Below are 1,836 nucleotides of genomic sequence, written 5' to 3' on the forward strand. Positions count from 1 at the left end.
TATAATATATCTACGAAATTGATTCAGCAAGTTCTTTACTTGTTTTTAAATCTATCTTCCCACTACCAAGCACTGGTATCTTCTCCACAAAATAATATTTATATTTTTCACTTAATTCTTGCTGTAAATCTAAAAGTGTTTTATCAGCTATAAAACATTGCATTTGTTCTATATTAATCCTACATTGATTGGCTTGTTCTAGCATATTATGTTTGAGATAATGTTGATATAGATTTTCTTGCATTTGTATTTGCATATCATTACATTGAACTTTCTCTATTTTTAGTCCTAAAAATACATGGGGATTTCCTTCACTACCCATTTTAAACCCCCAATCATTTACATAGATTCCAAGTGAGTATTGTTTATTAAGATGCATCATTAATTCCTCCAAATAAAATTTTTAACATATACCAATCATACGAACTAAATCCCTGTATATCATCAAAATCTTTACCAATAATAAAAGAATTATTACTTATTTCTTGTTTTATAGAACTTATATGTGATGCAATATTCTCAATATCGTATCCTTTATAAATATAATTTTTTTCGGTGTGAGGCATGATAAACCACTCTGGATAAAAACTACTCCATGATGTATCATGGTGAAAACCAATAATTTTAATATAAAAAACCTTTTTGCTTATCGAGTCAGTAAAGACAAGAACCTGTGGCACAATCTGTTTATCTGGTAAAAACCACATAAAAGTTTGATAATCTACATACTTAATATCTAAAACAGGTCTTGCATACACTACTTTCCCTATATTTTCTTCACACAATCTCTCGTATTCTTTGTATTCACTATCCCATTGTTTTGGTATAAAAGCACGATATGATGTAGGATAGTAAATACTACACCCACTAGCTAGCAATACAACCAAGATTCCAAAAAATCCCAAAGATATATAAATGATCATCTTCACGCTACTTCCTTTATATGAGAATCTTGATTACTATATTTAGATTCTACAAACTTATCAAACTGCAAGACTTACAAGGCTGAAACTTTTAAGCTTCTTTAGGGCTTCTCTACGACTAAGGGCTTCTTGCCTTTGGAAATTGAGAGATTTTGTTTTATTCATTATGTGTCCTTTGTGGAAGAATTAGAAATCTTCGTGAGATGTATTAATATTGTATCTAAAATATTGTTGAGTGTATTATAGAATTGTTTGTAGAGTATATCATCTCTCTTATTTTTTACATTATCTATATACTATATATGCACTATATTTGCTTTCTCATATATTGTTCAATGATTTTATTGTTCTTATTGTATTATGTATCTCTTATTCTTTAATATTATGCTTTTTGGCATAAGCTAGTATCTTTGCTCTTAGTTCTTCTGGGAAAGATTCTCTATACATTGCTGGGATTGTTGGATCTAGCTTAATATCAAACTTCCCCTCTCTATAAAGCTCTTCTAAATACTCTGGGATATAATAAGTGGGAGCATTAGGATAGCCTTGTGGGGGAGTGAGGGATACTATTTTAGAAACAAGTAAAAGAGTATCAATGTATAGCTTTGCTTCTTGTTCTGTCCATTGATTTGGCAAGTCCAAATCATATCTTTCTACCACCCAACCATCTACTTTATAACGAAACTCCTCTCTACTCTCCTTTGTAGAATCTGTATCTCTAGGGTCTTTGAGTTTGCCTTCTTTGACTTCATGGTATAAAGCCCATATGGTTTTACCCGCTTCATCAAGGCTATACCTTCCATCTAGCATATTCAAATCCATTACCCAATCTACCCCTATTAACTCATCTAAAAATGGAAGCATTCCAAATTCATCATAAGGAGGATTCTTAGAAAACTTCTTTACCACTTCA

General features: G+C 31.0%; 2 protein-coding genes and 1 pseudogene. All 3 read right to left on the bottom strand.

Annotated features, from left to right (window positions below):
* Positions 1 to 10: 10 nt before the first annotated feature.
* Complete coding sequence (locus CQA53_RS11155; protein WP_115543992.1) at positions 11 to 379, bottom strand: hypothetical protein; 369 nt, start codon at positions 377 to 379, stop codon at positions 11 to 13.
* Positions 369 to 929 (bottom strand): hypothetical protein, encoded by a 561-nt coding sequence (locus CQA53_RS11160; protein WP_115543993.1) that lies wholly within the window; start codon positions 927 to 929, stop codon positions 369 to 371. Before CQA53_RS11160 ends, CQA53_RS11155 begins: the two co-directional genes overlap by 11 nt.
* A 363-nt stretch (positions 930 to 1,292) precedes the next feature.
* Positions 1,293 to 1,836: pseudogene (locus tag CQA53_RS12720) on the bottom strand (hypothetical protein); the annotation flags it as partial.

Origin of the sequence: Helicobacter didelphidarum, from assembly GCF_003364195.1 — a bacterium.
Lineage (GTDB): Bacteria > Campylobacterota > Campylobacteria > Campylobacterales > Helicobacteraceae > Helicobacter_A > Helicobacter_A didelphidarum.

What these genes read in the sequence shown, in the direction of transcription:
- CQA53_RS11155 (WP_115543992.1), bottom strand. Translation starts at nt 379, where the DNA reads ATGCATCTTAATAAACAATACTCACTTGGAATCTATGTAAATGATTGG.